This window comes from Citrobacter sp. TBCS-15, assembly GCF_005280815.1.
Taxonomy (GTDB): Bacteria; Pseudomonadota; Gammaproteobacteria; order Enterobacterales; family Enterobacteriaceae; genus Citrobacter; species Citrobacter werkmanii.
The window spans coordinates 1-625 of record NZ_SZWK01000258.1 but is presented as its reverse complement, the minus strand read 5'-3'; the positions used below and the strand labels follow the sequence as shown (position 1 = coordinate 625).

1 protein-coding gene is annotated in these 625 nt (G+C 28.0%); it reads right to left on the bottom strand.

Going from position 1 to position 625, the window contains the following annotated elements:
- Window positions 1–197: 197 nt before the first annotated feature.
- The gene (locus FDW96_RS15080; RefSeq protein WP_081994562.1) at window positions 198–512 is read right to left on the bottom strand and encodes a hypothetical protein; all 315 of its coding nucleotides are present in this window, start codon (window positions 510–512) and stop codon (window positions 198–200) included.
- Window positions 513–625: the final 113 nt, after the last annotated feature.

Sequence of the window (625 nt, the reverse complement as noted above, 5' to 3'; positions counted from 1 at the left end):
TGGTATATCGAAGCAGTGGCAATATCTTTTGTCATTAAAGTATTTACTCATCTATTTGCTTCCTTTCGTTTTAATCAGGTCAACTAATGCAAAAAAAGTATATAGTCCAATTCCGACTAGTGCTATTATAATAACTTTACCAATTATTGATTCAACATTCATTTATTTAGCTCCTTTATTATATGCCTTATTATAATCTATTTCTTTTTAATTGTCAAGCGAAAACTCACATAAACCACTAATAAAATAATTGTTATTATAAATAGCGGTGGGATAAATACAGTTACTGCAAACCAAACAATAGAAACTAAAGTATAGATCATGATTTTAAGTATTAGTTTACCTGTTTTAGTATCTTTAAAAGTTGTTTCCTCATCTAATGGTGAATCATCTTCTGTTGAATTACCGTAAAATATTTTATCTTCATTTACTTCGTATTGATTTCTACAATAATCACATTTACCATTAGTAAAGCTTGAAGCCCCACAGGTTTGGCATTCAATTAGTTCCATTGTTTTTACCTCTTTCCTTAACTCGATGTACTAAGTATATCAAAAAAACTCTAAGCTGTAAAGCCTAAAGTCTTTATCATTAATTATTTTTCTTTCAATTTATTCTTGAACCA

What these genes read in the sequence shown, in the direction of transcription:
- FDW96_RS15080 (WP_081994562.1), bottom strand. Translation starts at nt 512, where the DNA reads ATGGAACTAATTGAATGCCAAACCTGTGGGGCTTCAAGCTTTACTAAT.